We start from the raw sequence: 26517 nt of genomic DNA, 5'->3' as shown, positions 1-26517 counted from the left end.
GGTTTTTAGTGCACTTTCGGTACATCTTCTATATAATCTACAGGAGGTGTAATAACATGAGCAAAGTAATCGAAACTAAACAACAAGTTGTAACTGAAATCGCGGACAAACTTCGCGAAAGTAAATCTACAATCGTTGTTGACTACCGTGGTTTAACAGTTTCTGAAGTAACAGAATTACGTAAGAACTTACGTGAAGCTGGCGTTGAGTTCAAAGTTTACAAAAACTCTTTAACTCGTCGTGCTGCAGAGTCTGCTGAAATGGCTGAGTTAAACGAATTCTTAACAGGACCAAACGCAATCGCGTTCAGTAACGAGGATGTAGTTGCTCCTGCGAAAGTATTAAACGACTTCGCTACAAAACATGAAGCTTTAGAAATTAAAGCTGGTGTAATCGAAGGTAAACTTGTAACACTTGATGAGGTTAAAGCTATCGCTACTCTTCCATCACGTGAAGGCTTACTTTCTATGCTTCTTAGCGTTCTTCAAGCTCCAATCCGTAACCTTGCACTTGCTACTAAAGCAGTTGCAGAACAAAAGGAAGAGCAAGGCGCTTAATTTTTTAAAAGATAATTACTTGTTATCTATAAAACAATACAAACCTATTTAAGGGAGGATATTTACAATGACTAAAGAACAAATCATTGAAGCAGTTAAATCTATGACTGTATTAGAACTTAACGACTTAGTAAAAGCTATCGAGGAAGAATTCGGCGTAACTGCTGCTGCTCCTGTAGCTGTAGCTGGTGGCGCTGGTGAAGCTGCTGCTGAGAAAACTGAATTTGACGTAGTACTTGCAAGTGCTGGCGCTCAAAAAATCAAAGTTATCAAAGCTGTACGTGAAATCACTGGTCTTGGCTTAAAAGAAGCTAAAGAATTAGTTGACAACACTCCAAAAGCAATCAAAGAAGGCGTTTCTAAAGAGGAAGCTGAAGAAATGAAAGCTAAACTTGAAGAAGTTGGCGCTGCTGTAGAAGTTAAGTAATTAACTTTTGATGCTTTAAAAAAAGCTCGCTCTCATGCGAGCTTTTTTTTTAACTGTAAAGAAAAGAGGTGGCCATATGGCAGACCATTATTTTTCTAACGACCCTTCTAGTAAAAGTGATCGTAAACGATGGGAATTTACACTTCGTGGATCTCAATTTACTTTCTTATCTGACCGTGGGGTGTTCTCGAAAAACGAAGTGGACTTTGGTTCTCGTCTTTTAATTGAAGCGTTTCAAGTGCCAGATATTAAAGGTGATATATTAGACGTAGGTTGTGGATATGGACCAATTGGTTTATCGTTGGCGAAAGAGTTTCAAGACCGTAAAGTTCACATGGTGGATGTGAATGAAAGGGCGCTTGAGCTTGCGAAAGAAAATGCCGCTAACAATAGAATTGGAAATGTACGCATTTTTCAAAGTAGCGTCTATGAAAATGTAGATGGTATGTATGCTGCTATTCTATCTAATCCTCCAATTCGTGCAGGTAAAGATATCGTGCATGAGATTTTAGAAAAGGCTGTAGAGTATTTAGTTCCAGGTGGAGAGTTGTGGATTGTTATTCAAAAGAAGCAAGGTGCACCATCTGCACTGAAGAAACTAGAGGAAGTATTTTCTGAAGTCGAAGTTGTAGAAAAGAAAAAAGGATATTATATCATAAAATCAAAAAAACGTTGACGGTTATTTTTGGCTATGTTAACATTATACAATGCCAATATATGATTTTCTGCGTTGAGAAAGATGTATATTTTTGTTTCTCTTGGAAAAGATAGTAAAATCAGCAGATTATGAAACAGAATGATGGTTTTCTTATAGAAGCCATTTTTCTTTTTTGAGCAGGTAGAAAGACTCAACGTATTTATCTTTAAGAGAAAAAAACTACGCTAATAGCAGTAGTTGTATTTATTTGTGATTTTGCACAAATTTTTTTGTGCATTTATAATACTCATGATTTGAGGGGTGAAGCAGTTGACAGGTCAACTAGTTCAATACGGACGCCACCGCCAACGAAGAAGTTATGCCCGTATTAGTGAAGTATTAGAGTTACCAAATCTTATCGAAATTCAAACCTCTTCTTATCAGTGGTTTCTTGATGAGGGTTTGCGAGAAATGTTCCAGGACATTTCTCCGATCGAAGACTTTACGGGAAATCTATCGCTTGAATTTATCGACTACAGCTTAGGTGAACCTAAATACTCTGTAGACGAATGCAAAGAGCGTGATGTGACGTATGCAGCACCACTTCGTGTAAAAGTGCGTCTAATCAACAAGGAAACTGGTGAAGTAAAAGAACAAGATGTGTTCATGGGAGATTTCCCACTCATGACAGAGACTGGAACATTCGTAATTAACGGTGCAGAACGTGTTATCGTTTCCCAGTTAGTTCGCTCTCCAAGCGTATACTATAGTGGCAAAGTGGATAAAAACGGAAAACGTGGTTTTACTGCTACTGTAATTCCAAACCGCGGAGCTTGGTTAGAGTATGAGACAGATGCTAAGGATGTTGTATATGTGCGTATTGACCGTACGCGTAAACTTCCTGTAACTGTTTTGTTACGCGCATTAGGGTTTGGCTCTGATCAAGAAATCACCGAGCTTTTAGGTGATAACGAATACTTAAGCAACACATTAGAAAAAGACAACACAGATAGCACAGAAAAAGCATTGCTTGAAATTTATGAGCGTCTACGTCCTGGTGAACCACCAACAGTAGAAAATGCTAAGAGCTTACTTGTGTCTCGTTTCTTCGATCCAAAGCGCTACGATTTAGCAAATGTAGGTCGCTATAAGATCAACAAGAAATTACACATTAAAAACAGATTGTTTAATCAACGTTTAGCTGAAACATTAGTGGATCCAGAAACTGGTGAAATTTTAGCGGCGGAAGGAACAATCTTAGATCGTCGTACACTTGATCGCATTTTACCTTACTTAGAGAAAAACATTGGATTCAAAACAGCGAAACCAATGGGTGGAGTGGTAGAAGGCGATGTTGAGCTGCAATCTATTAAGATTTATGCTCCTGAGTCAGAAGGCGAACGCGTAATTAATGTAATTGGTAATGCAAATATTACTCGTGATGTAAAACACATCACACCAGGTGATATCCTTGCTTCTATCAGTTACTTCTTCAACCTACTATACAAAGTGGGGGATACAGATGATATCGACCATTTAGGAAACCGTCGTCTGCGTTCTGTTGGAGAACTATTACAAAATCAATTCCGTATCGGGCTTTCTCGTATGGAACGTGTTGTTCGTGAGAGAATGTCGATTCAAGATACAAATGCAATTACACCGCAAGCGTTAATTAACATTCGCCCGGTTATTGCATCTATTAAAGAGTTCTTCGGAAGTTCTCAGTTATCTCAGTTCATGGATCAAACAAATCCATTAGCAGAGTTAACTCACAAACGAAGACTATCTGCATTAGGACCCGGTGGTTTAACGCGTGAGCGCGCAGGCTTTGAAGTACGTGACGTTCACTACTCTCACTATGGTCGTATGTGTCCGATTGAAACACCAGAGGGACCAAACATCGGTTTGATTAACTCATTATCATCGTTCGCGAAAGTAAATGAGTTTGGTTTCATTGAAACACCATACCGTCGTGTTGATCCAGAATCTGGTCTTGTAACAGGGCAGGTTGATTACTTAACAGCAGATGAAGAAGATAATTATGTTGTAGCCCAAGCGAATATGAAATTATCTGAAGAAGGAGAATTCCTTAGCGAAGATATCGTAGCTCGTTTCCGTGGTGAAAACATTGTCACAAATAAAGAACGCATCGACTACATGGATGTATCTCCAAAACAAGTAGTTTCGGCAGCGACAGCTTGTATTCCGTTCTTAGAAAACGATGACTCTAACCGCGCACTTATGGGAGCGAACATGCAACGTCAGGCGGTTCCGTTAATGAATCCGGAATCTCCGATTGTAGGTACAGGTATGGAGTACGTATCAGCAAAAGACTCAGGTGCTGCAGTAATCTGTAAACATCCTGGTGTTGTTGAACGCGTAGAAGCACGTGAAGTTTGGGTACGTCGCTATGTAGAAGTTGATGGTCAAACAGTAAAAGGCGACTTAGATCGCTACAAAATGCAAAAATTCATTCGTTCTAACCAAGGAACTTGCTACAACCAACGTCCAATCGTAAGTGTTGGAAATGAAGTTGTAAAAGGCGAGATTCTTGCGGATGGTCCTTCTATGGAATTAGGTGAACTAGCACTTGGACGTAACGTGCTTGTTGGCTTCATGACTTGGGACGGTTATAACTACGAGGATGCGATCATTATGAGTGAGCGCCTTGTAAAAGATGATGTGTACACTTCTATTCATATTGAAGAATATGAGTCAGAAGCTCGTGATACGAAGCTTGGACCAGAAGAAATTACACGTGACATTCCAAACGTTGGGGAAGATGCATTACGCAACCTTGACGAGCGCGGTATCATTCGCGTTGGTGCGGAAGTAAAAGATGGAGATTTACTTGTTGGTAAAGTAACACCTAAAGGTGTAACAGAATTAACAGCTGAAGAACGTCTATTACATGCTATCTTTGGAGAAAAAGCACGTGAAGTACGTGATACATCACTACGTGTACCACACGGTGGTGGCGGTATTATCTTAGACGTAAAAGTATTCAACCGTGAAGATGGCGATGAATTGCCACCAGGCGTGAATCAACTTGTACGTGCATATATCGTTCAAAAACGTAAAATCTCTGAAGGTGACAAGATGGCCGGACGTCACGGTAACAAAGGTGTTATCTCTCGTATTTTACCAGAAGAAGATATGCCTTACTTACCAGACGGTACGCCAATCGATATCATGTTAAACCCATTAGGGGTACCATCTCGTATGAATATCGGTCAGGTATTAGAGCTTCATCTTGGTATGGCAGCAAGATACCTTGGTATTCACATTGCAACACCAGTATTCGATGGTGCTCGTGAGGAAGATGTTTGGGGCACGATTGAAGAAGCTGGTATGGCAAATGACGCGAAAACAATCCTGTATGACGGACGTACTGGTGAACCATTCGATAACCGCGTATCTGTTGGTGTCATGTATATGATCAAACTTGCGCACATGGTTGACGATAAACTTCATGCTCGTTCTACTGGACCATACTCACTTGTAACGCAGCAGCCTCTTGGAGGTAAAGCTCAGTTCGGTGGACAGCGTTTCGGTGAGATGGAGGTTTGGGCACTTGAAGCTTACGGTGCTGCTTATACTCTTCAAGAAATCTTAACAGTGAAGTCTGATGATGTTGTTGGACGTGTTAAGACGTATGAAGCAATTGTTAAAGGCGAAAATGTTCCAGAACCGGGCGTTCCTGAATCATTCAAAGTATTGATTAAAGAGCTGCAAAGTTTAGGTATGGACGTTAAAATGATGTCTAGCGACGATAAAGAAATTGAAATGCGTGATACAGAAGATGACGATGATCATCAATCAGCAGATAAATTGAATGTCGAAGTTGAGACAACTAAAGAATAATTGGGATAACCTGTAGACTAAAAGGGAGGTAGGCCCCTTGATAGATGTAAATAACTTTGAATATATGAAGATTGGACTTGCTTCACCTGACAAGATTCGTTCTTGGTCATACGGTGAAGTTAAGAAACCAGAAACAATTAACTATCGTACGTTAAAGCCTGAAAAAGATGGCTTGTTCTGTGAACGTATTTTCGGACCACAAAAGGACTGGGAATGTCATTGCGGAAAATACAAACGTGTACGTTATAAAGGTGTAGTTTGTGATCGATGTGGCGTTGAAGTAACGCGTGCAAAAGTTCGTCGTGAACGTATGGGTCATATCGAATTAGCTGCTCCTGTATCTCATATTTGGTATTTCAAAGGTATCCCGAGCCGCATGGGACTTGTCTTAGACATGTCCCCTCGCGCGCTTGAAGAAGTAATTTATTTCGCTTCTTATGTTGTAACAGAAAGTGGAGATACACCACTTGATAAGAAGCAATTACTTTCTGAAAAAGAATACCGTGCATATCGTGATAGATATGGTAGCACATTCCAAGCTGCTATGGGTGCGGAAGCGATTAAAAAGCTACTACAAGACATCGATTTAGATAAAGAAGTAGACTTCTTAAAAGAAGAATTAAAAACAGCGCAAGGACAACGCCGTACTCGTGCTATTAAACGTCTAGAAGTATTAGAAGCATTCCGTAACTCTGGAAATCACCCATCTTGGATGATCCTAGATGTTCTTCCAGTTATCCCGCCAGAACTACGCCCAATGGTACAGTTGGATGGTGGACGTTTTGCTACTTCTGACTTAAACGACTTATACCGTCGTGTAATTAACCGTAATAATCGTTTAAAACGTCTATTGGACTTAGGTGCACCAAGCATCATCGTCCAAAACGAAAAACGTATGTTACAAGAAGCTGTAGACGCATTAATCGATAATGGTCGCCGTGGCCGTCCAGTTACTGGACCAGGTAACCGTCCATTAAAATCACTATCTCACATGCTTAAAGGTAAACAAGGACGTTTCCGTCAAAACTTATTAGGTAAACGTGTTGACTACTCTGGCCGTTCTGTAATCGTTGTAGGACCGAACTTAAAGATGTACCAATGTGGATTACCGAAAGAAATGGCGCTTGAATTGTTTAAGCCTTTCGTTATGAAAGAGTTAGTTGGAAAAGGTTTAGCACACAACATTAAGAGTGCTAAACGTAAAATTGAGCGTGTACAACCTGAAGTTTGGGACGTTTTAGAATCTGTGATCAAAGAGCATCCAGTACTTCTAAACCGCGCACCAACACTTCACCGTCTTGGTATCCAGGCGTTTGAACCTACATTAGTAGAAGGTCGCGCAATTCGTCTTCACCCACTTGTATGTACTGCATACAACGCGGACTTTGACGGTGACCAAATGGCAGTTCACGTACCGTTATCATCAGAGGCACAAGCAGAAGCTCGTATTCTTATGTTAGCGGCACAAAACATCTTGAATCCAAAAGACGGAAAACCAGTTGTTACTCCATCTCAGGATATGGTATTAGGTAACTACTACTTAACACTTGAGCGTGAAGGCGCAATCGGTGAAGGTATGGTCTTCAAAGATGCAAACGAAGCAATACTTGCATACCAAAATGGATATGTACATCTGCACACACGTGTTGCAGTTGCTGCAAGTTCGGTAAATAATGTAACGTTTACTGAAGAGCAAAAGAGTAAGCTTCTATTAACAACAGTTGGTAAATTAATATTTAACGAAATCTTACCAGAGTCGTTCCCTTATATTAATGAACCAACAAACTCAAACCTTGAAAAAGAAACACCAGCGGAATATTTCGTTGAAAAAGGTGCGAACATTAAAGAAATTATTGCTAGTCGCGAAGAAGTGGCGCCATTTAGCAAGAAGATCCTTGGTAACATCATTGCGGAAGTATTCAAGCGTTTCCAAATTACGGAAACATCTCGCATGCTTGACCGCATGAAAAACTTAGGATTTAAGTACTCTACAAAAGCTGGTATTACAGTTGGGGTATCTGACATTCTTGTATTAGGCGAAAAAGATGAAATTCTCCATGAAGCACAAGCAAAAGTGGATAATGTAATTAAACAATTCCGTCGCGGTTTAATCACGGAAGAAGAACGTTACGATCGCGTTATCTCTATTTGGAGTAATGCAAAAGATGTTATCCAAGGAAAACTGATGAAATCCTTGAATAAACGCAACCCAATCTTCATGATGAGTGATTCCGGTGCCCGTGGTAACGCATCGAACTTTACTCAGCTTGCTGGTATGCGTGGTCTGATGGCCAATCCATCTGGTCGTATTATCGAACTTCCAATTAAATCAAGTTTCCGTGAAGGTTTAACAGTACTTGAGTACTTCATCTCTACGCATGGTGCGCGTAAAGGTCTTGCCGATACAGCACTTAAAACTGCCGATTCTGGTTACTTAACACGTCGTCTTGTAGACGTTGCACAAGATGTAATTGTCCGTGAAGATGATTGTGGAACAGATCGTGGTCTATTAATTGGTGCGATTAAAGAGGGTAATGAAGTAATTGAGTCATTATATGATCGTCTTGTTGGACGTTTTGCAAGAAAGACTGTAAAACATCCTGAAACAGGTGAAGTATTAGTTAGTGAAAACCAACTAATTACTGAAGATATCGCGCATATCGTTGAAAACTCGGGTGTTGAAACTGTAAACATTCGTTCAGCGTTCACGTGTAACACTCGCCACGGTGTATGTAAGAAGTGTTATGGTCGAAACTTAGCAACTGGTACAGACGTAGAAGTAGGAGAAGCGGTAGGTATTATCGCAGCTCAATCTATCGGTGAGCCAGGTACACAGTTAACGATGCGTACGTTCCATACAGGTGGGGTTGCCGGAGATGATATCACTCAAGGTTTACCTCGTATCCAAGAGATCTTCGAAGCTCGTAACCCGAAAGGTCAGGCAGTTATCAGTGAAATCGATGGTGTTATCGCAGCGATTAACGATGTTAAAGATCGCCAAGAAGTAGTTGTACAGGGTGAAGTTGAAGCTCGTACGTATGCTATTCCTTACGGTGCACGTCTGAAAGTAACTCTAGGACAGCCAATTAGCCACGGTAAAGAGTTAACAGAAGGTTCTATTGATCCGAAAGAATTACTAAAAGTAACGGACATTACGGCGGTTCAAGAATACTTACTACGTGAAGTTCAAAAAGTATACCGTATGCAAGGGGTAGAAATTGGTGACAAACACGTAGAAGTAATGGTACGTCAAATGTTACGTAAAGTTCGTGTAAGTGATGCGGGTGAAACAGATGTATTACCAGGAACACTACTAGATATCCATCAGTTTACTGATGCGAATGCGAAGGTGTTACTGAAAGGTAAACAACCAGCAACGGCTAGACCTGTTCTACTTGGTATTACAAAAGCTTCACTTGAAACTGATTCATTCTTATCTGCAGCATCGTTCCAAGAAACGACACGTGTCTTAACTGATGCAGCGATTAAGGGTAAACGCGATGAGCTTCTAGGATTGAAAGAAAATGTTATTATCGGTAAACTTGTTCCTGCTGGAACAGGTATGAATCGTTATCGCAAAGTGGATCTTGTAAAAACAACACAAGGTGACATGAATGTAGAAAACGATGAAGTTTATGTGGAACAGTAAAATTTTCCGTCGTAAATTTTGTATAAAAACAGTTAATCCTAGTTGACATTGTATGAGTCAAAATGTTACTATAATCAAGGTTGCTCCTGAACGATGCTTTGGAGGATATTTATATGTCTTATCAAAAAGTGTCAAATGCTGAAAATGTAGTCGTTGGTCATAAACGCACATTGGAGGCAATCAAAAATGGTATAGTTAAAGAAGTTGTTATTGCGGAAGATGCTGATATGCGGTTAACCCATATGATCATTCGTACCGCCTTGCAACATAACATACCCATAACCAAAGTTGAATCAGTTCGTAAGCTTGGAAAAGTTTCGGGGATTCAAGTGGGAGCTTCAGCAATAGGAATAATAAGTTAAAACTGTTTTTGTGAGGAGAGAGCATTTGCTCTTCCTTGCAAAAACTTTGTTTTCAACTAATAATGAACCACCTGGATATGTGGTCATACAAACATGCGAAGGGAGGATAATCAAATGCCTACTATTAACCAATTAGTGAGAAATGGTCGTACTGATAAAGTATGGAAATCTAAATCACCTGCGTTAAACAAAGGGTTCAACTCTTTAAAGAAAAAATCAACTGATATCTCTGCACCTCAAAAACGTGGTGTATGTACTCGTGTTGGTACAATGACTCCAAAGAAACCTAACTCAGCGTTACGTAAATACGCTCGTGTACGTTTAACAAACGGTATCGAGGTTACAGCTTACATCCCAGGTATCGGTCATAACCTACAAGAGCATAGCGTAGTATTAATTCGCGGTGGTCGAGTAAAGGATTTACCAGGGGTACGTTACCACATCGTTCGTGGTGCGCTTGATACAGCTGGTGTTGACAAACGTATGCAAGGACGTTCTAAATATGGTACTAAGCGACCAAAACCTGCTAAAAAATAATAAACTTATAATGAAAGGAGGAACTCAATATGCCTCGTAAAGGACCTGTTGCGAAACGTGACGTGTTACCAGATCCAATGTACAAGTCTAAGCTAGTAACACGCCTTATCAACAAAATGATGGTTGACGGTAAAAAAGGTAAATCTCAAACAATTCTTTATAACGCTTTCGATATCGTTCGTGAACGTTCAGATAAAGACCCTATGGAAGTATTCGAGCAAGCTCTTAAGAACATCATGCCTGTTCTTGAAGTACGTGCTCGTCGTGTTGGTGGTGCTAACTACCAAGTTCCAGTTGAGGTTCGTCCAGAACGCCGTACAACTTTAGGTCTTCGCTGGTTAGTAAACTATGCTCGTCTTCGTGGTGAAAAAACTATGGAAGAGCGTCTAGCTTACGAAATCTTAGATGCAGCTAACAATGCTGGTGCATCTGTTAAGAAACGTGAAGACACTCATAAAATGGCAGAAGCTAACAAAGCATTTGCTCATTACCGTTGGTAGGATTCAACGTAAAATAAATGTAAGCATAAACCGCTTTATTTGTCGCTTATGGAAGTGTGGAGAGGGAGAATGCCTCTCCCTTTCGTTGGGCGCTCGTTTTACATAATGAGGGTACTGGACATACTGACATGTGTAACAATATAAAGTGGCTTTTTTGCTACTTAAAATAAAAAAATCCAATCCATATATGGAAGGAGCAAGACACCAAATGACAAGAGAGTTCTCTTTAGAAAACACTCGTAATATTGGTATCATGGCTCACATCGATGCTGGTAAAACAACAGCAACTGAGCGTATTCTGTATTATACAGGACGTATTCATAAAATCGGTGAAACTCATGAAGGTGCATCTCAGATGGACTGGATGGAGCAAGAGCAAGAGCGTGGTATCACAATTACTTCTGCTGCAACTACAGCTCAATGGAAAGGTCACCGTGTAAACATCATTGACACTCCAGGACACGTAGACTTCACAGTAGAAGTAGAACGTTCTTTACGCGTACTTGATGGTGCGGTAGCAGTACTTGATGCACAATCTGGTGTAGAACCACAAACAGAAACTGTTTGGCGTCAGGCTACTACTTACGGTGTACCTCGTATCGTATTCGTTAACAAAATGGATAAGATTGGTGCGGATTTCTTATACTCTGTAGGAACAATCCACGATCGTTTACAAGCAAACGCACACCCAATTCAGTTACCAATCGGTGCTGAAGATGAGTTCAATGGTATCATTGACCTTGTTGAAGAATGTGCTTACATGTACGGTAACGATTTAGGAACAGACATCGAGCGTGTTGAAATTCCTGAAGAGCATAAAGAATTAGCTGCAGAATACCGTGGAAAACTTATTGAAGCGGTAGCTGAGCTTGATGAAGAAATGATGATGAAGTACCTAGAAGGTGAAGAAATCACTGTAGAAGAGCTTAAAGCTGGTATCCGTAAGGCTACAACTTCTGTAGAATTCTTCCCAGTAATCTGTGGTTCTGCATTCAAAAATAAAGGTGTTCAAATTCTGTTAGACGCAGTTATCGACTACCTACCATCTCCATTAGACGTACCAGCTATTAAAGGTACTCTTCCGGATACAGATGAAGAAATCGAACGTAAGTCTAGCGATGAAGAACCATTCGCAGCTTTAGCATTCAAAATCATGACTGACCCTTATGTTGGTAAGTTAACGTTCTTCCGTGTGTATTCTGGTGTGTTAAACTCTGGATCATACGTGAAAAACTCAACTAAAGGTAAGCGTGAGCGTGTAGGTCGTATCCTACAAATGCACGCTAACAGCCGTGAAGAGATTTCAACAGTTTACGCTGGTGATATCGCTGCTGCTGTAGGTTTAAAAGATACTACTACAGGTGATACTCTTTGTGATGAGAAGAGTCTTGTTATCCTTGAGTCTATGGAATTCCCAGAGCCAGTTATCTCTGTAGCTATCGAACCAAAATCTAAAGCTGACCAAGATAAAATGGGTACAGCATTATCTAAGCTTTCTGAAGAAGATCCAACATTCCGTGCTCACACTGACCAAGAAACTGGCCAAACAATCATCGCTGGTATGGGTGAACTTCACCTTGATATCATCGTTGACCGTATGCGCCGTGAATTCAAAGTGGAAGCAAACGTTGGTGCTCCTCAGGTAGCATACCGTGAGACTTTCCGCGCTGCTGCGAAAGTTGAAGGTAAGTTCGCTCGTCAATCTGGTGGTCGTGGACAATTCGGTCACGTTTGGATTGAGTTTGAACCTAATGAAGAAGGTAAAGGTTTTGAATTCCAAAACAAAATCGTCGGCGGTGTAGTTCCACGTGAATACATCCCAGCTGTTGGAGCGGGTCTTGAAGACTCACTTAAAAATGGTGTACTAGCTGGTTATCCACTAGTTGACATCAAAGCTGCGTTAGTTGACGGATCTTACCATGATGTCGATTCATCTGAGATGGCGTTCAAAATCGCTGCATCTATGGCACTTAAAGCTGCGGTTTCTAAATGTAGCCCAGTAATTCTTGAGCCAATGATGAAAGTTGAAGTTGTAATTCCTGAAGAGTACATGGGTGACATTATGGGCGACGTAACATCTCGTCGTGGACGTGTAGAAGGTATGGAAGCTCGCGGTAACGCACAAGTTGTTCGCGCTATGGTTCCACTTTCTGAAATGTTCGGTTATGCAACGGCATTACGTTCTAACACTCAAGGACGCGGAACATTCTCAATGACATTTGATCATTATGAAGAAGTACCGAAGTCTGTTTCTGAAGAAATTATTAAAAAAAATAAAGGTGAATAATTGATTTTTATCGATTGTTCAAGTATAACTACTTATGTAAGCTTAGAAAGTGGGACGTAAGTTTCACTTTCTAGTCTAAATATAAAATAACCTATATAAACTAAGGAGGAATTTAGAATGGCTAAAGCTAAATTCGAACGTTCTAAACCCCATGTTAACATCGGTACAATCGGCCACGTTGACCATGGTAAAACTACATTAACTGCTGCGATCACTACAGTTCTTGCAAAAGCTGGTGGTGCTGAAGCACGCGGATACGATCAAATCGACGCTGCTCCAGAAGAAAGAGAGCGCGGAATCACAATCTCAACTGCACACGTTGAGTACGAAACTGAAACTCGTCACTATGCACACGTTGACTGCCCAGGTCACGCTGACTATGTTAAAAACATGATCACTGGTGCTGCTCAAATGGACGGCGGTATCTTAGTAGTATCTGCTGCTGATGGCCCAATGCCTCAAACACGTGAGCACATCCTTCTTTCTCGTCAAGTAGGTGTTCCTTACATCGTTGTATTCTTAAACAAATGCGACATGGTAGACGACGAAGAATTATTAGAATTAGTAGAAATGGAAGTTCGCGACCTATTATCTGAATACGGATTCCCAGGCGACGATATTCCTGTAATCAAAGGTTCTGCTCTTAAAGCTCTTCAAGGAGAAGCTGATTGGGAAGCAAAAATCATTGAATTAATGACTGAAGTTGATGCTTACATCCCAACTCCAGAACGTGAAACTGACAAACCATTCTTAATGCCTATCGAGGATGTATTCTCTATCACAGGTCGTGGTACAGTTGCAACTGGTCGTGTAGAGCGCGGAATCGTTAAAGTTGGTGACGTAGTAGAAATCATCGGTCTTGCTGAAGAAAATGCTTCTACAACTGTAACTGGTGTAGAGATGTTCCGTAAACTTCTTGACCAAGCTCAAGCTGGAGACAACATCGGTGCTTTACTTCGTGGGGTTGCTCGTGAAGACATCCAACGTGGACAAGTTCTTGCTAAAACTGGCTCTGTAAAAGCTCACGCTAAATTCAAAGCTGAAGTTTTCGTATTATCTAAAGAAGAAGGTGGACGTCACACTCCATTCTTCGCTAACTACCGTCCTCAGTTCTACTTCCGTACAACTGACGTAACTGGTATCATCCAATTACCAGAAGGTACTGAAATGGTAATGCCTGGTGACAACATCGAAATGACTATCGAACTTATCGCTCCAATCGCTATCGAAGAGGGAACTAAATTCTCTATTCGTGAAGGTGGACGTACAGTAGGTTACGGTGTAGTTGCTACTATCGTTGAGTAATCTTAACTGATATAAAAAAACCAAGGGATTTTCCCTTGGTTTTTTTGTTTGTATTTATATAATGAATGAAATGATTTTTTTATATTTTGACGAGTTTCTTCTATAGTAATACAAAATCAATAAAACCAAAATCCAGAAACTGTAAAATGGATTCTATGAGATGAAAACTTGAAATTCTTTAAAGTGCCATGTATAATAGCAAAAGTAGAGAAAAGCAGATGCAAACAAAAAGATGCTTGCATCTAGACGAATAACATTGTATAATAGACAATGTTGGTCTTTGACTGCGATGAAGTGGAAGGTTGCTGACACACCCGGCCGCTTTGCCATGGCATGGTGTGGGGAAATTTCCATGGAGAAGGTCTATTTTAGAAATAGGCGAACGAAGGAGGGAAAATAATGGCAAAAGAAAAAATTCGTATCCGTTTAAAAGCTTATGATCACCGTATTCTTGATCAATCAGCTGAGAAAATTGTAGAAACAGCTAAGCGTTCTGGGGCAACAGTTTCTGGTCCGATCCCATTACCAACTGAGAAGACTATTTACACAATTCTTCGTGCTGTTCATAAGTACAAAGATTCTCGTGAGCAATTCGAAATGCGCACACACAAACGTTTAATCGATATCGTGAGTCCTACTCCACAAACAGTAGATTCATTAATGCGTTTAGACTTACCGTCTGGTGTAGATATCGAAATCAAACTATAATTCATATAACTTAAAAATGTAGGAGGTGTAACTCATGACCAAAGGAATCTTAGGAAGAAAGATCGGTATGACTCAAGTATTTGCTGAGAACGGTGAGTTAATCCCAGTAACAGTTATCGCTGCTAATCCAAACGTTGTTCTTCAAAAGAAAACAACTGAAACTGATGGCTACAATGCAATCCAGTTAGGATTTGAAGATAAACGTGAAAAATTAACTAACAAACCTGAACAAGGCCACACTGCTAAAGCATCTACAACTCCTAAGCGCTTCATTCGCGAAATCCGCGATGCAGACGTGGACGGATTAGAGGTTGGTCAAGAGGTAAAAGTTGAAGTTTTCGCTGCAGGTGAAATCGTTGACGTAACAGGAATTTCTAAAGGTAAAGGTTTCCAAGGTGTTATCAAACGCCACGGACAATCTCGCGGACCTATGTCTCATGGTTCTCGCTATCACCGTCGTCCAGGTTCAATGGGCCCAGTTGCTCCGAACCGTGTATTCAAAGGCAAAAAACTTGCTGGACGTATGGGTGGAGACCAAGTTACTATCCAAAACTTAGAAATCGTTCAAGTTGACACTGAGCGCAACTTATTACTAGTAAAAGGTAACGTTCCAGGTGCTAAGAAATCTCTTGTAGTTGTTCAAGGCGCTGTGAAGGTTAGCAAATAATTCACAATAGGAAGGAGGAATTCCAATGCCAAAAGTTACTGTATATAACCAAACTGGTTCACAGGTTGGTGAAATCGAATTAGCTGAAGCTATTTTCGGTATCGAACCAAATGAAGCTGTACTTTTCGAAGCTGTAATGATGCAACGTGCATCTTTACGTCAAGGTACACACAAAGTAAAAACTCGTTCTGAAGTTCGTGGTGGTGGTCGTAAACCATGGCGTCAAAAAGGAACTGGACGTGCTCGTCAAGGGTCTATCCGCTCTCCTCAATGGCGTGGTGGTGGTACGGTATTCGGACCTACACCAAGAAGCTATGCGTACAAACTTCCTAAGAAGGTTCGTCGTTTAGCAATCAAATCTGCATTAGCTACTAAAGTAGTTGAGAACAACATTGTAGTTCTTGAAGACCTAGTGTTAAATGCACCAAAAACAAAAGACATGCTAGCAGTACTTAAAGGATTAACTGTTGAGAAGAAAGCTCTTATCGTAACTGCTGATGCAAACGAATCTGTAGAGTTATCTGCTCGCAATATCCCTGGAGTAACAGTAATCACTGCTGATGGCGTAAACGTTTTAGACGTGCTTCATCATGATAAGCTAATCATGACAAAAGCGGCAGTGGAAAAAGTAGAGGAGGTGCTTGCATAATGAGAGATCCTCGTGATATCATTAAGCGCCCAGTTATCACTGAACGTTCTATGGAAATGATGGCTGAAAAAAAATACACGTTCGATGTGGACGTTAAATCTAATAAAACAGAAGTTAAAGATGCTCTTGAAGCGATCTTTGGTGTTAAAGTAGAAAAAGTGAACATCATGAACTACAAGCCGAAAGCAAAACGCGTTGGTCGTCACGCTGGTTTTACTAGCCGTCGTCGTAAAGCAATCGTTAAGCTAACTGCTGACAGCAAAGAAATCGAAATCTTCCAAGGTGTTTAATTCTTACTAAAGAAGGAGGGAAATTGAGATGGGAATTAAAAAGTATAATCCAACTACTAACGGTCGTCGTAATATGACTACGAATGATTTCGCTGAAATCACGACTGACAGACCAGAAAAGTCATTACTTGCTCCTTTAAGCAAGAAGGCTGGTCGTAATAACCAAGGTAAAATTACTGTACGTCATCAAGGTGGCGGACATAAGCGTCAATACCGTATCATCGACTTTAAGCGTAACAAAGATGGAATTCCAGGACGCGTTGCTACGATCGAATACGATCCAAACCGCTCTGCGAATATCGCATTAATTAACTACGTTGACGGTGAAAAACGTTACATTCTTGCTCCTAAATCTTTAGAAGTAGGTATGGAAGTTATGTCTGGCCCAGAAGCTGACATCAAAATCGGTAACGCATTACCATTAATCAACATTCCAGTAGGTACTGTTGTTCATAATATCGAGCTTAAGCCTGGTCGTGGCGGACAATTAGTTCGTTCTGCTGGTACTTCTGCTCAAGTACTTGGTAAAGAAGGTAAATACGTACTTGTACGTTTAACTTCTGGTGAAGTACGTCTTGTATTATCTGCTTGTCGCGCTTCAATCGGTCAAGTAGGTAACGAACAGCACGAACTTATCAAAATCGGTAAAGCAGGTCGCTCTCGCTGGTTAGGTAAACGCCCAACAGTTCGTGGTTCTGTAATGAACCCGGTTGATCACCCACACGGTGGTGGTGAAGGACGTTCTCCAATCGGACGTAAGTCTCCAATGTCTCCATGGGGTAAACCAACTCTTGGATTCAAGACTCGTAAGAAAAACAAAGCGTCTGACAAATTCATCGTTCGTCGTCGTAAAAAATAATGGGATTGTAGTACGGTTCATTTCTAGAACCGTACGCCAATCACGAAGGGAGGCACCAAAATGGCTCGTAGCTTAAAAAAAGGACCATTTGTCGATGATCACTTAATGAGCAAAATGGAAAAATTAGTTGCATCTGAGCAAAAACAAGTTGTTAAAACTTGGTCTCGCCGTTCAACAATCTTCCCTCAGTTCATCGGACACACAATCGCTGTATATGATGGTCGTAAACACGTACCTGTGTACATCACTGAGGATATGGTTGGCCATAAGTTAGGTGAATTCGCACCAACTCGTACGTATAAAGGTCACCTTGCTGACGATAAGAAAACTAGAAGATAATGAGAGGAGGCACTTCAATGCAAGCTAAAGCAGTAGCGAGAACAGTTCGTATTGCTCCTCGTAAAGTTCGTTTAGTAGTAGACTTAATCCGAGGTAAGCAAGTGGGTGAAGCGATTGCTATCCTTAACCACACACCAAAAACTGCTTCTCCAGTTGTAGAGAAAGTTTTAAAATCTGCAATCGCAAATGCAGAGCACAATTATGAGATGGATATTAACAACCTAGTTGTTGAAAAAGTTTTCGTTGACGAAGGTCCAACGTTGAAACGTTTCCGTCCACGTGCAATGGGTCGTGCAAGCCAAATTAACAAACGCACAAGCCACATTACAGTTGTGGTATCAGAAAAGAAGGAGGGATAATCGATGGGTCAAAAGGTTAATCCAATTGGTCTTCGTGTCGGCGTTATCCGTGACTGGGAATCTCGTTGGTTCGCAGAGAAAGATTATGCTACATTACTACATGAAGACATCAAAATCCGTGAGTACATTACTGTACGCTTAAAAGATTCTGCTGTTGCTAAAGTAGAAATCGAACGTGCAGCAAATCGTGTAAATGTTACAATTCACACTGCAAAACCTGGTATGGTAATTGGTAAAGGTGGTACTGAAGTTGAAGCACTTCGTAAAGCTCTTAACCAATTAACAGGCAAGCGTGTACACATCAACATTTTAGAAGTTAAGAGAGCTGATCTTAACGCTAAATTAGTAGGCGAAAACATCGCTCGTCAATTAGAAAACCGTGTATCATTCCGTCGTGCACAAAAGCAAGTTATTCAACGTGCTATGCGTGCAGGTGCTAAAGGTATTAAAACACAGGTTTCTGGTCGTCTTGGCGGAGCTGATATCGCTCGTGCAGAATCTTACAGTGAAGGAACTGTTCCACTTCATACACTTCGCGCTGATATTGACTATGCAGCAGTTGAAGCTGATACAACATACGGTAAATTAGGCGTAAAAGTATGGATCTACCGTGGAGAAGTCCTTCCTACAAAAAAGAAAGCTTCTGAGGAAGGAGGAAAATAATATGTTAATGCCAAAACGCGTAAAATATCGTAGAGAGCATCGTGGTAAAATGCGTGGTCGTGCAAAAGGTGGAACTGAAATTGCTTTCGGTGAATTCGGTTTACAAGCACAAGCTGCTTCATGGATTACAAACCGTCAAATCGAAGCTGCTCGTCGTGCAATGACTCGTTACATGAAACGTGGCGGTAAAGTATGGATTAAAATTTTCCCTTCTAAACCTTACACTGCAAAACCTCTAGAAGTACGTATGGGTTCCGGTAAAGGGGCACCAGAAGGCTGGGTAGCAGTAGTAAAACCTGGGAAAATTATGTTCGAAATCGCGGGTGTATCTGAAGAGGTAGCACGCGAAGCATTACGTCTTGCAGCTCACAAGTTACCTGTGAAATGTAAATTCGTAAAACGTGAAGAAAATGGTGGTGAATCTAATGAAAACTAATGATATTCGTGAATTAACCACTGCCGAAATCGAAACAAAAGTTAAAGCTTTAAAGGAAGAATTGTTCAATCTTCGCTTCCAACTTGCTACAGGACAATTAGAGAATCCAACTCGCATTCGTGAAGTGCGTAAAGCAATTGCTCGTATGAAAACTGTAGTTCGTGAAAGAGAGATCGGAATTAATCGATAAATTGAGGGGAGGTTTGCATAGTGAGCGAACGTAACCAACGCAAAGTTTATACTGGTCGTGTTGTGTCTGACAAAATGGACAAAACGATTACAGTTTTAGTTGAAACTTACAAAACTCATTCCTTGTACGGAAAACGTGTTAAGTATTCTAAGAAGTACAAAGCCCATGATGAGCAAAACCAAGCGAAACTTGGCGATATCGTTAAAATCATGGAAACTCGCCCGCTTTCTGCTACTAAGCGTTTCCGTTTAGTTGAAATCGTTGAAGAAGCGGTTATTATCTAAATAGACGAATCGGAATTTTTAGTCCGAAGGGAGGTTTCATAACATGATCCAACAAGAATCTCGTTTGAAAGTTGCTGACAACTCTGGTGCACGTGAACTTTTAACAATTAAAGTATTAGGCGGCTCTGGTCGTAAATATGCTAACATTGGTGACATTATCGTTGCTACGGTAAAACAAGCAACACCAGGTGGCGTTGTTAAAAAAGGTGACGTTGTTAAAGCAGTAGTGGTACGTACGAAGAGCGGAGCTCGTCGTCCGGACGGTTCTTATATCAAATTTGATGAAAACGCAGCGGTTATCATCAAAGACGATAAGAGCCCACGTGGTACTCGTATCTTCGGACCAGTAGCTCGTGAATTACGTGATAGCAACTTCATGAAGATCGTTTCTTTAGCTCCAGAAGTTCTATAATTTAAGGTATTGCCTTGCTAAGGAGGTGCAGAATTAAGATGCATGTAAAAAAAGGTGATAAAGTACAGGTAATCACTGGAAAAGACAAAGGAAAACAAGGCGTTATCCTTGTGGCTTTCCCAAAGCAAAACCGTGTTATCGTTGAGGGTGTTAACATCGTTAAAAAACACTCTAAGCCATCTCAATTAAATCCACAAGGTGGAATTATTACTAAAGAAGCACCTATTCACGTTTCTAACGTTATGGTTTTAGATCCGAAAACAGGTGAACCTACTCGCGTAGGCTTCAAAGTAGAAGATGGTAAAAAAGTTCGTATTGCAAAAAAATCTGGTGAATTATTAGATAAATAATTTTCTTAAGAAAGGAGGTCACTTCATTGAATCGCCTTAAAGAGAAGTTCCAAAAGGAAATTACTCCTGCTCTAGTGAGCAAGTTTAACTATAAATCTGTGATGGAAGTACCGAAAATCGAAAAGATCGTAATCAACACTGGTGTTGGTGACGCGGTATCTAACTCAAAAGCTTTAGACAATGCAGTAGAAGAATTAACACAAATCGCAGGTCAAAAACCTGTTGTAACTCGTGCTAAAAAATCAATCGCTGGTTTCCGTCTTCGTGAAGGTATGCCAATCGGTGCGAAAGTAACTTTACGCGGCGAGCAAATGTATGAGTTCTTCGACAAATTAGTATCAGTTTCTTTACCACGTGTACGTGATTTCCGTGGTGTTTCTAAGAAATCATTCGATGGTCGTGGGAACTACACATTAGGTGTTAAAGAGCAACTTATCTTCCCTGAGATTGATTATGATAAAGTAAGCAAAGTCCGCGGTATGGACATCGTAATCGTTACTACAGCGAAAACTGATGAAGAAGCTCGTGAACTTTTAACACAATTCGGTATGCCATTCCAAAAATAATGGAAACCAACGCTAAGTAGAGGAGGCGAAAACGTGGCTAAAAAATCTATGATAGCGAAACAAAAGCGTACTCCTAAGTTTAAAGTACAAGAGTATACACGTTGCGAACGCTGCGGTCGTCCGCATTCTGTATACCGCAAATTTAAGCTTTGCCGTATTTGTTTCCGTGAACTTGCATATAAAGGTCAAATTCCTGGTGTTAAAAAAGCTAGTTGGTAAAACCCACAAATGGGAAGGAGGTAAAACACATGGTGATGACAGATCCAATTGCAGACATGCTTACTCGCATCCGTAATGCGAACATGGTACGTCATGAGAAATTAGAGGTTCCTGCTTCTAAAATCAAAAAAGAGATCGCTGAACTTTTAAAACGTGAAGGTTTCATTCGTGATGTAGAATACATCGAGGATAACAAACAAGGTATCCTTCGTATTTTCCTGAAATATGGTGCAAACAATGAACGTGTAATCACTGGATTAAAACGTATCAGTAAACCTGGCTTACGCGTTTACGCTAAAGCTGATGAAGTACCACGTGTACTTAACGGATTAGGTATCGCTCTTGTTTCTACATCTAAGGGAGTAATGACAGACAAAGACGCTCGTCAATTACAAACTGGTGGAGAAGTAGTAGCATACGTTTGGTAATATATATTTAAAACGAACGGAGGTGTGACCACATGTCTCGTATTGGTAAAAAGATTCTTGAAATCCCTGCAGGTGTTACTATTACAATTGCAGAAGACAATACTGTAGCAGTAAAAGGCCCTAAAGGTGAATTAACTCGTAAATTCAATGCTGATATGTCTATCAAAATTGAAGAAAATACACTAACAGTTGAGCGTCCATCTGAACAGAAGGAACACCGTGCATTACACGGTACAACTCGTGCTTTAATCGGAAACATGGTTGAAGGTGTAACTACAGGTTTCGCACGCGGACTTGAATTAGTCGGTGTTGGTTACCGTGCTCAAAAACAAGGAGATAAACTTGTATTAAGCGTAGGTTATTCTCATCCAGTAGAAATGACTCCGGAAGCAGGTCTTGAAGTTGAAGTACCTGTACCAACTAAAATCGTAATCAAAGGTATCGACAAGCAACGTGTTGGCGAATTTGCTGCTAACATCCGTGCTGTACGTGCTCCTGAGCCTTATAAAGGTAAAGGTATTCGTTACGAAGGCGAAGTTGTTCGTCGTAAAGAAGGTAAAACTGCTAAGTAAACCCGTTAGGTGAGAGAAAGGAGTGACAAGAATGATCACTAAAGCTGATAAAAATGCGACTCGTAAGAAAAGACATGCACGTGTACGTGCTAAACTTACTGGTACTGCAGAACGTCCACGTTTAAACGTGTTCCGTTCTAACCAACATATTTACGCTCAAGTTATTGATGATGTAAATGGTGTAACGTTAGTAAGTGCATCTACTCTTGATAAAGACCTTGCTCTTAACGGTACTAGCAATACTGAAGCTGCTACGAAAGTAGGAGAATCAGTTGCTAAGCGTGCTGTAGAGAAAGGCGTTAAAGAAGTAGTATTCGATCGCGGTGGTTACTTATACCATGGCCGTGTTAAAGCTCTAGCTGAGGCTGCTCGTGAGGCTGGATTACAATTTTAATGGTCAAAGGAGGGAAAATTGATGCATCGCATTGACCCAAGTAAATTAGAACTTGAAGAACGTGTAGTTACGATAAATCGTGTCGCGAAAGTTGTTAAGGGTGGTCGTCGTTTCCGCTTTGCTGCACTAGTTGTAGTTGGCGATAAAAACGGTCATGTTGGATTCGGTACTGGTAAAGCACAAGAGGTACCAGACGCAATCCGCAAAGCTATCGAAGACGCTAAGAAAAACTTAATCGCTGTACCATTAGTTGGTACAACAATTCCACACACAATCAACGGTCATTTTGGAGCTGGTGAAGTATTCTTAAAACCTGCTGCTGAAGGTACTGGTGTTATTGCTGGTGGACCTGTTCGTGCGGTACTTGAATTAGCTGGTGTACAAGATATTCTTTCGAAATCTCTTGGTTCTAACACACCAATCAACATGATTCGCGCTACTGTGAACGGATTAAGCGAACTTAAGCGTGCTGAAGATGTTGCAAAATTACGCGGTAAATCTGTAGAAGAGCTACTAGGTTAAGGAGGGAAAACAAATGGCGAAAAAGTTAGAAATTACCCTCACTCGTAGTGTAATTGGTCGTCCACAAGATCAACGTGCGACGGTAGAAGCTTTAGGTCTTAAAAAGTTGAATTCAACTGTAGTTAAGGAAGAAACTCCTGCTATTCTTGGTATGATCAACAAAGTTTCTCACCTTATAACTGTAACAGAAGCTTAAGGATAACTCATTAATATAAGGAGGTGCCTGGGAATGAAACTTCATGAATTAAAACCTGCAGAAGGTTCTCGTAAAGTACGTAACCGTGTCGGTCGTGGTATCGGTTCTGGTAACGGTAAAACTGCTGGTAAAGGTCATAAAGGACAAAACGCACGTTCTGGTGGCGGTGTTCGTCTTGGCTTCGAAGGTGGTCAAACTCCATTATTCCGTCGTTTACCAAAACGCGGCTTCACAAACATTAACCGTAAAGAGTTTACTATTGTAAACTTATCAACGTTAAATCGTTTTGAAGATGGTACAGAAGTAACACCTGAATTATTGCTGGAAACTGGCGTTATCAGCAAGTTAAACGACGGTGTTAAAATTCTTGCAAGCGGCGCAGTAGAGAAAAAATTAACTGTTAAAGCGCACAAGTTCTCTTCAAGTGCTAAAGAAGCAATTGAAGCAGCTGGCGGATCAGTTGAGGTGATCTAATGTTTCGTACAATCTCCAACTTTATGCGCGTTGCTGAGATAAGACGTAAAATATTATTCACTTTAGCGATGTTAATCGTATTCAGGATTGGCACGTTTATCCCAGTGCCATTTACAAATGGAGACGTACTGAAAGCACAAGATCAATTAAATGCCTTAGGTATCCTAAATACATTTGGCGGTGGCGCCTTGAAAAACTTCTCCATCTTCGCGATGGGAATCATGCCGTATATTACAGCATCCATCATCGTGCAATTATTGCAGATGGATGTTGTTCCTAAATTTTCGGAATGGTCGAAGCAAGGTGAAATGGGCCGTCGTAAACTAACGCAATTCACGCGTTACTTTACAATTGTTCTTGCGTTTATTCAGGGGTTTGGTATGTCAATCGGTTTTAACGGTATGGTAGGTGGGCAATTAATTTTGAATCCTGGTTGGAGCACTTATTTATACATTGCTACGGTACTGACTGCTGGTACTGCATTTTTAATGTGGTTAGGTGAACAGATTACAGCTAAAGGTGTAGGTAATGGTATTTCCATCCTTATCTTTGGCGGTATTGCCGCAGCGATCCCAAGTGTTATATCTCAAGTGTATCAACAACAGTTTCAAAATATCGGAGATCAATTGTTCATGAGTATCGTTAAAGTTGCATTGATCTTACTAGCTGTGCTAGCGGTTATTGTTGGTGTTATTTTCATTCAACAGGCTGTTAGAAAGATCCCAATTCAATATGCGAAGCGTGTAACAGGAGGGAATGGGAATCATGCTGGAGCACAAAACACACATTTACCGCTTAAGGTAAATAGTGCGGGTGTTATTCCAGTCATTTTTGCTGTTTCATTCTTAATTACGCCTCCAACTATTGCACAGTTCTTCCCGAATCATGATGTATCGCAGTGGATCATTGCAAACTTTAACTATTCTCACCCAGTGGGAATGATCATATATGTTGCGCTCATTGTAGCCTTCACATATTTCTATGCGTTTGTTCAGGTTAATCCAGAGCAAATGTCAGAGAATCTAAACAAACAAGGTGGATATGTTCCAGGTATTCGTCCGGGTAAGAATACGGAACAATATCTAACAAAAATCTTGTATCGTTTGACCTTTGTAGGATCAATTTTCCTAGCAGCGATTGCAATCTTACCAGTTATCTTTACGAAATTGGGAAATCTTCCTCCATCTGCACAGATTGGTGGAACGAGTATGTTAATCGTTGTCGGCGTTGCTTTAGAAACAATGAAGCAGCTAGAAAGTCAACTGGTAAAACGCCATTACAAAGGGTTTATCAAGCAATGAGTAAGTGGGAAGAATTGTCTTCCCTACATGCTCATGTACTCTGAGGGGGAACAAGGATGAACTTAATTTTAATGGGGCTTCCTGGTGCTGGTAAAGGTACACAAGCCGAACAGATTGTTGCCAAGTATAACATCCCTCACATTTCAACAGGAGATATGTTCCGTGCAGCTATGAAGGCTGAAACTGAAATGGGTCTACAAGCAAAATCTTTTATTGATAAAGGTGCACTTGTTCCAGATGAAGTTACAATCGGAATCGTTCGTGAACGTTTAAGTCAAGAAGACTGCGTAAGAGGTTTCTTACTAGACGGTTTCCCACGAACTGTTGCACAAGCATCAGCTCTTGAAGAGATTATGAAAGATCTTGGTAAAAAAATCGACTATGTTTTAAACATTAATGTGGATTCAGGGTTGTTATTAACACGCCTTACAGGCCGTCGCATTTGTAAAGAGTGCGGTGCGACTTACCACTTAGAATTCAATCCACCAGCAAAAGCTGATGTGTGCGATAAATGTGGTGGCGAATTATATCAACGCTCTGATGACAATGAAGAAACTGTGGCAAATCGTTTAGATGTAAATATTAAGCAAACAAAACCTTTGCTTGATTTCTACGAGGAGCTTGGTTACTTACAAAGCATTAATGGTGAGCAAGATATCAATAAAGTATTTGCTGATATCGATGTTCTCATCGGAGGCTTAGCGTAATGATCATCTGCAAAACTCCTCGCGAGATAGAAATCATGCGAGAAGCTGGCAGGATCGTTGCTTTAACTCATCAAGAGTTGAAACAGCATATTACTCCAGGAATTACAACGAAAGAGCTCGATCAAATAGCGGAAAAGACGATTCAAAAATATGGTGCTACGCCATCTTTTAAAGGATACAACGGATTTCCGGGGAGCATATGTGCTTCTGTAAATGAAGAGCTTGTACACGGAATTCCAGGGAAGCGCAAGCTCGAAGAGGGCGATATCATCAGTATCGATATTGGTGCGAAATACAATGGGTACCATGGAGATTCTGCATGGACGTATCCAGTTGGAAACATTTCTGAATCTGTTCAAAAGCTACTTGATGTCACAGAAAAATCGTTGTATCTTGGTCTAGAACAAGTAAAACCAGGCGAAAGATTATCAAATATCTCACATGCGGTTCAAACCCATGCTGAAGAGAATGGGTTCTCGATCGTTAGGGAGTATGTTGGTCACGGAATCGGGCAAGACTTACATGAGGACCCTCAAATCCCGCACTATGGTCCACCAAATAGAGGCCCTAGATTAAAGCCGGGAATGGTCATCTGTGTTGAGCCGATGGTGAATCAAGGAAGACGATATGTAAAAACACTATCTGATGACTGGACAGTGGTAACGGTAGATGGTAAATGGTGTGCACACTTTGAGCACACGATTGCTCTTACAGAAGCAGGATACGAAATCCTTACCACTTTATAAGTAGCTGGCTCTCCGGGATTTCAGAGCAGTGTAAAATGTTACTGATTTGAAGAAGGGAGAA

The 26517-nt window shown here is 40.7% G+C and carries 34 protein-coding genes and 1 other annotated feature (1 of these 35 cut by a window edge); all 34 genes read left to right on the top strand.

Annotated features, from left to right (window positions below; translation table 11 throughout):
• Window positions 1-17 (top strand) — a sequence feature (ribosomal protein L10 leader region); it begins 128 nt to the left of the window's first position.
• 39 nt (window positions 18-56) lie between these two features.
• The 34 genes from rplJ (at window position 57) to map (ending at window position 26456) form a co-directional block, all read left to right on the top strand.
• Window positions 57-557 (top strand): 50S ribosomal protein L10, encoded by a 501-nt coding sequence (rplJ, locus tag ABH961_RS28130; RefSeq protein WP_000048721.1) that lies wholly within the window; start codon window positions 57-59, stop codon window positions 555-557.
• A 67-nt stretch (window positions 558-624) separates the two neighbouring features.
• Window positions 625-984: a 50S ribosomal protein L7/L12 gene (gene rplL / locus ABH961_RS28125; RefSeq protein WP_000159737.1), complete on the top strand. Its 360-nt coding sequence runs from the start codon at window positions 625-627 to the stop codon at window positions 982-984.
• A gap of 76 nt (window positions 985-1060) precedes the next feature.
• Complete coding sequence (locus tag ABH961_RS28120) at window positions 1061-1660, top strand: class I SAM-dependent methyltransferase (protein WP_048543031.1); 600 nt, start codon at window positions 1061-1063, stop codon at window positions 1658-1660.
• Window positions 1661-1951: 291 nt separating this feature from the next.
• Window positions 1952-5485, top strand: a complete 3534-nt coding sequence (gene rpoB, locus ABH961_RS28115) for a DNA-directed RNA polymerase subunit beta (RefSeq protein ID WP_000147550.1) — start codon at window positions 1952-1954, stop codon at window positions 5483-5485.
• 37 nt (window positions 5486-5522) lie between these two features.
• Complete coding sequence (rpoC, locus tag ABH961_RS28110) at window positions 5523-9134, top strand: DNA-directed RNA polymerase subunit beta' (RefSeq protein ID WP_000567950.1); 3612 nt, start codon at window positions 5523-5525, stop codon at window positions 9132-9134.
• 113 nt (window positions 9135-9247) lie between these two features.
• A complete protein-coding gene (locus ABH961_RS28105) occupies window positions 9248-9496 on the top strand; it encodes a 50S ribosomal protein L7ae-like protein (RefSeq protein ID WP_000121828.1) in 249 nt (82 codons plus the stop codon).
• 114 nt (window positions 9497-9610) lie between these two features.
• Window positions 9611-10033, top strand: coding sequence for a 30S ribosomal protein S12 (gene rpsL / locus ABH961_RS28100; protein WP_001142341.1), 423 nt, complete (start codon window positions 9611-9613; stop codon window positions 10031-10033).
• A 29-nt stretch (window positions 10034-10062) separates the two neighbouring features.
• Window positions 10063-10533, top strand: coding sequence for a 30S ribosomal protein S7 (gene rpsG / locus ABH961_RS28095; protein WP_001137489.1), 471 nt, complete (start codon window positions 10063-10065; stop codon window positions 10531-10533).
• Window positions 10534-10741: 208 nt separating this feature from the next.
• Window positions 10742-12820 carry an elongation factor G gene (gene fusA / locus ABH961_RS28090; protein ID WP_000196381.1) on the top strand — a complete coding sequence of 693 codons (2079 nt, stop codon included), beginning with the start codon at window positions 10742-10744 and terminating at the stop codon, window positions 12818-12820.
• Window positions 12821-12937: 117 nt separating this feature from the next.
• Window positions 12938-14125 carry an elongation factor Tu gene (gene tuf, locus ABH961_RS28085; protein ID WP_001029617.1) on the top strand — a complete coding sequence of 396 codons (1188 nt, stop codon included), beginning with the start codon at window positions 12938-12940 and terminating at the stop codon, window positions 14123-14125.
• A gap of 399 nt (window positions 14126-14524) precedes the next feature.
• The gene (rpsJ, locus tag ABH961_RS28080; RefSeq protein ID WP_001040595.1) at window positions 14525-14833 is read left to right on the top strand and encodes a 30S ribosomal protein S10; all 309 of its coding nucleotides are present in this window, start codon (window positions 14525-14527) and stop codon (window positions 14831-14833) included.
• Between the two features lie 34 nt (window positions 14834-14867).
• Window positions 14868-15500: a 50S ribosomal protein L3 gene (rplC, locus tag ABH961_RS28075; RefSeq protein ID WP_000160209.1), complete on the top strand. Its 633-nt coding sequence runs from the start codon at window positions 14868-14870 to the stop codon at window positions 15498-15500.
• 25 nt (window positions 15501-15525) lie between these two features.
• Window positions 15526-16149: a 50S ribosomal protein L4 gene (rplD, locus tag ABH961_RS28070; RefSeq protein WP_001127258.1), complete on the top strand. Its 624-nt coding sequence runs from the start codon at window positions 15526-15528 to the stop codon at window positions 16147-16149.
• Entirely contained in the window at window positions 16149-16439 is a 291-nt protein-coding gene (gene rplW / locus ABH961_RS28065; protein WP_001205558.1) for a 50S ribosomal protein L23, read from the top strand. Before rplD ends, rplW begins: the two co-directional genes overlap by 1 nt.
• A 28-nt stretch (window positions 16440-16467) precedes the next feature.
• Entirely contained in the window at window positions 16468-17298 is an 831-nt protein-coding gene (gene rplB / locus ABH961_RS28060) for a 50S ribosomal protein L2 (RefSeq protein ID WP_000511583.1), read from the top strand.
• A 60-nt stretch (window positions 17299-17358) separates the two neighbouring features.
• Window positions 17359-17637 carry a 30S ribosomal protein S19 gene (rpsS, locus tag ABH961_RS28055; RefSeq protein ID WP_000124454.1) on the top strand — a complete coding sequence of 93 codons (279 nt, stop codon included), beginning with the start codon at window positions 17359-17361 and terminating at the stop codon, window positions 17635-17637.
• Between the two features lie 17 nt (window positions 17638-17654).
• Window positions 17655-17996 carry a 50S ribosomal protein L22 gene (gene rplV, locus ABH961_RS28050; protein ID WP_001148024.1) on the top strand — a complete coding sequence of 114 codons (342 nt, stop codon included), beginning with the start codon at window positions 17655-17657 and terminating at the stop codon, window positions 17994-17996.
• A gap of 3 nt (window positions 17997-17999) precedes the next feature.
• Window positions 18000-18659, top strand: a complete 660-nt coding sequence (gene rpsC, locus ABH961_RS28045) for a 30S ribosomal protein S3 (protein ID WP_000529958.1) — start codon at window positions 18000-18002, stop codon at window positions 18657-18659.
• Between the two features lies 1 nt (window position 18660).
• A complete protein-coding gene (gene rplP / locus ABH961_RS28040; protein ID WP_000928969.1) occupies window positions 18661-19095 on the top strand; it encodes a 50S ribosomal protein L16 in 435 nt (144 codons plus the stop codon).
• Window positions 19085-19285, top strand: a complete 201-nt coding sequence (gene rpmC, locus ABH961_RS28035) for a 50S ribosomal protein L29 (protein WP_000855718.1) — start codon at window positions 19085-19087, stop codon at window positions 19283-19285. Before rplP ends, rpmC begins: the two co-directional genes overlap by 11 nt.
• A gap of 20 nt (window positions 19286-19305) precedes the next feature.
• Complete coding sequence (gene rpsQ, locus ABH961_RS28030) at window positions 19306-19569, top strand: 30S ribosomal protein S17 (RefSeq protein ID WP_000004106.1); 264 nt, start codon at window positions 19306-19308, stop codon at window positions 19567-19569.
• Window positions 19570-19612: 43 nt separating this feature from the next.
• Window positions 19613-19981, top strand: a complete 369-nt coding sequence (rplN, locus tag ABH961_RS28025; protein ID WP_000615912.1) for a 50S ribosomal protein L14 — start codon at window positions 19613-19615, stop codon at window positions 19979-19981.
• A gap of 38 nt (window positions 19982-20019) precedes the next feature.
• A complete protein-coding gene (rplX, locus tag ABH961_RS28020; RefSeq protein ID WP_000558201.1) occupies window positions 20020-20331 on the top strand; it encodes a 50S ribosomal protein L24 in 312 nt (103 codons plus the stop codon).
• A 26-nt stretch (window positions 20332-20357) separates the two neighbouring features.
• Complete coding sequence (gene rplE / locus ABH961_RS28015; RefSeq protein WP_001080829.1) at window positions 20358-20897, top strand: 50S ribosomal protein L5; 540 nt, start codon at window positions 20358-20360, stop codon at window positions 20895-20897.
• 33 nt (window positions 20898-20930) lie between these two features.
• A complete protein-coding gene (rpsN, locus tag ABH961_RS28010) occupies window positions 20931-21116 on the top strand; it encodes a 30S ribosomal protein S14 (protein ID WP_001085700.1) in 186 nt (61 codons plus the stop codon).
• Window positions 21117-21145: 29 nt separating this feature from the next.
• A complete protein-coding gene (gene rpsH / locus ABH961_RS28005) occupies window positions 21146-21544 on the top strand; it encodes a 30S ribosomal protein S8 (RefSeq protein ID WP_000245511.1) in 399 nt (132 codons plus the stop codon).
• Window positions 21545-21576: 32 nt separating this feature from the next.
• The gene (gene rplF, locus ABH961_RS28000) at window positions 21577-22116 is read left to right on the top strand and encodes a 50S ribosomal protein L6 (protein ID WP_000086550.1); all 540 of its coding nucleotides are present in this window, start codon (window positions 21577-21579) and stop codon (window positions 22114-22116) included.
• Between the two features lie 31 nt (window positions 22117-22147).
• Entirely contained in the window at window positions 22148-22510 is a 363-nt protein-coding gene (rplR, locus tag ABH961_RS27995) for a 50S ribosomal protein L18 (RefSeq protein WP_000628818.1), read from the top strand.
• A gap of 21 nt (window positions 22511-22531) precedes the next feature.
• Window positions 22532-23032 (top strand): 30S ribosomal protein S5, encoded by a 501-nt coding sequence (rpsE, locus tag ABH961_RS27990; protein ID WP_000554646.1) that lies wholly within the window; start codon window positions 22532-22534, stop codon window positions 23030-23032.
• Between the two features lie 13 nt (window positions 23033-23045).
• Window positions 23046-23228, top strand: coding sequence for a 50S ribosomal protein L30 (gene rpmD, locus ABH961_RS27985; RefSeq protein ID WP_001085232.1), 183 nt, complete (start codon window positions 23046-23048; stop codon window positions 23226-23228).
• 33 nt (window positions 23229-23261) lie between these two features.
• On the top strand, window positions 23262-23702 hold the full coding sequence (gene rplO / locus ABH961_RS27980; RefSeq protein ID WP_000766083.1) for a 50S ribosomal protein L15: 441 nt from the start codon (window positions 23262-23264) through the stop codon (window positions 23700-23702).
• Window positions 23702-25003 (top strand): preprotein translocase subunit SecY, encoded by a 1302-nt coding sequence (gene secY, locus ABH961_RS27975; protein ID WP_000490119.1) that lies wholly within the window; start codon window positions 23702-23704, stop codon window positions 25001-25003. Before rplO ends, secY begins: the two co-directional genes overlap by 1 nt.
• A 56-nt stretch (window positions 25004-25059) precedes the next feature.
• Complete coding sequence (locus tag ABH961_RS27970; RefSeq protein WP_001048998.1) at window positions 25060-25710, top strand: adenylate kinase; 651 nt, start codon at window positions 25060-25062, stop codon at window positions 25708-25710.
• Window positions 25710-26456, top strand: coding sequence for a type I methionyl aminopeptidase (gene map / locus ABH961_RS27965; RefSeq protein ID WP_000582534.1), 747 nt, complete (start codon window positions 25710-25712; stop codon window positions 26454-26456). The genes ABH961_RS27970 and map overlap by 1 nt, the downstream gene beginning before the upstream one ends.
• The last annotated feature ends 61 nt before the right edge of the window (window positions 26457-26517 follow it).

It is taken from the genome of Bacillus sp. RC251, from assembly GCF_044908765.1.
Classification (GTDB): Bacteria; Bacillota; Bacilli; order Bacillales; family Bacillaceae_G; genus Bacillus_A; species Bacillus_A wiedmannii.
The sequence above is the reverse complement of the archived record's forward strand: the minus strand, read 5'-3'. Positions and strand labels throughout refer to the sequence as shown.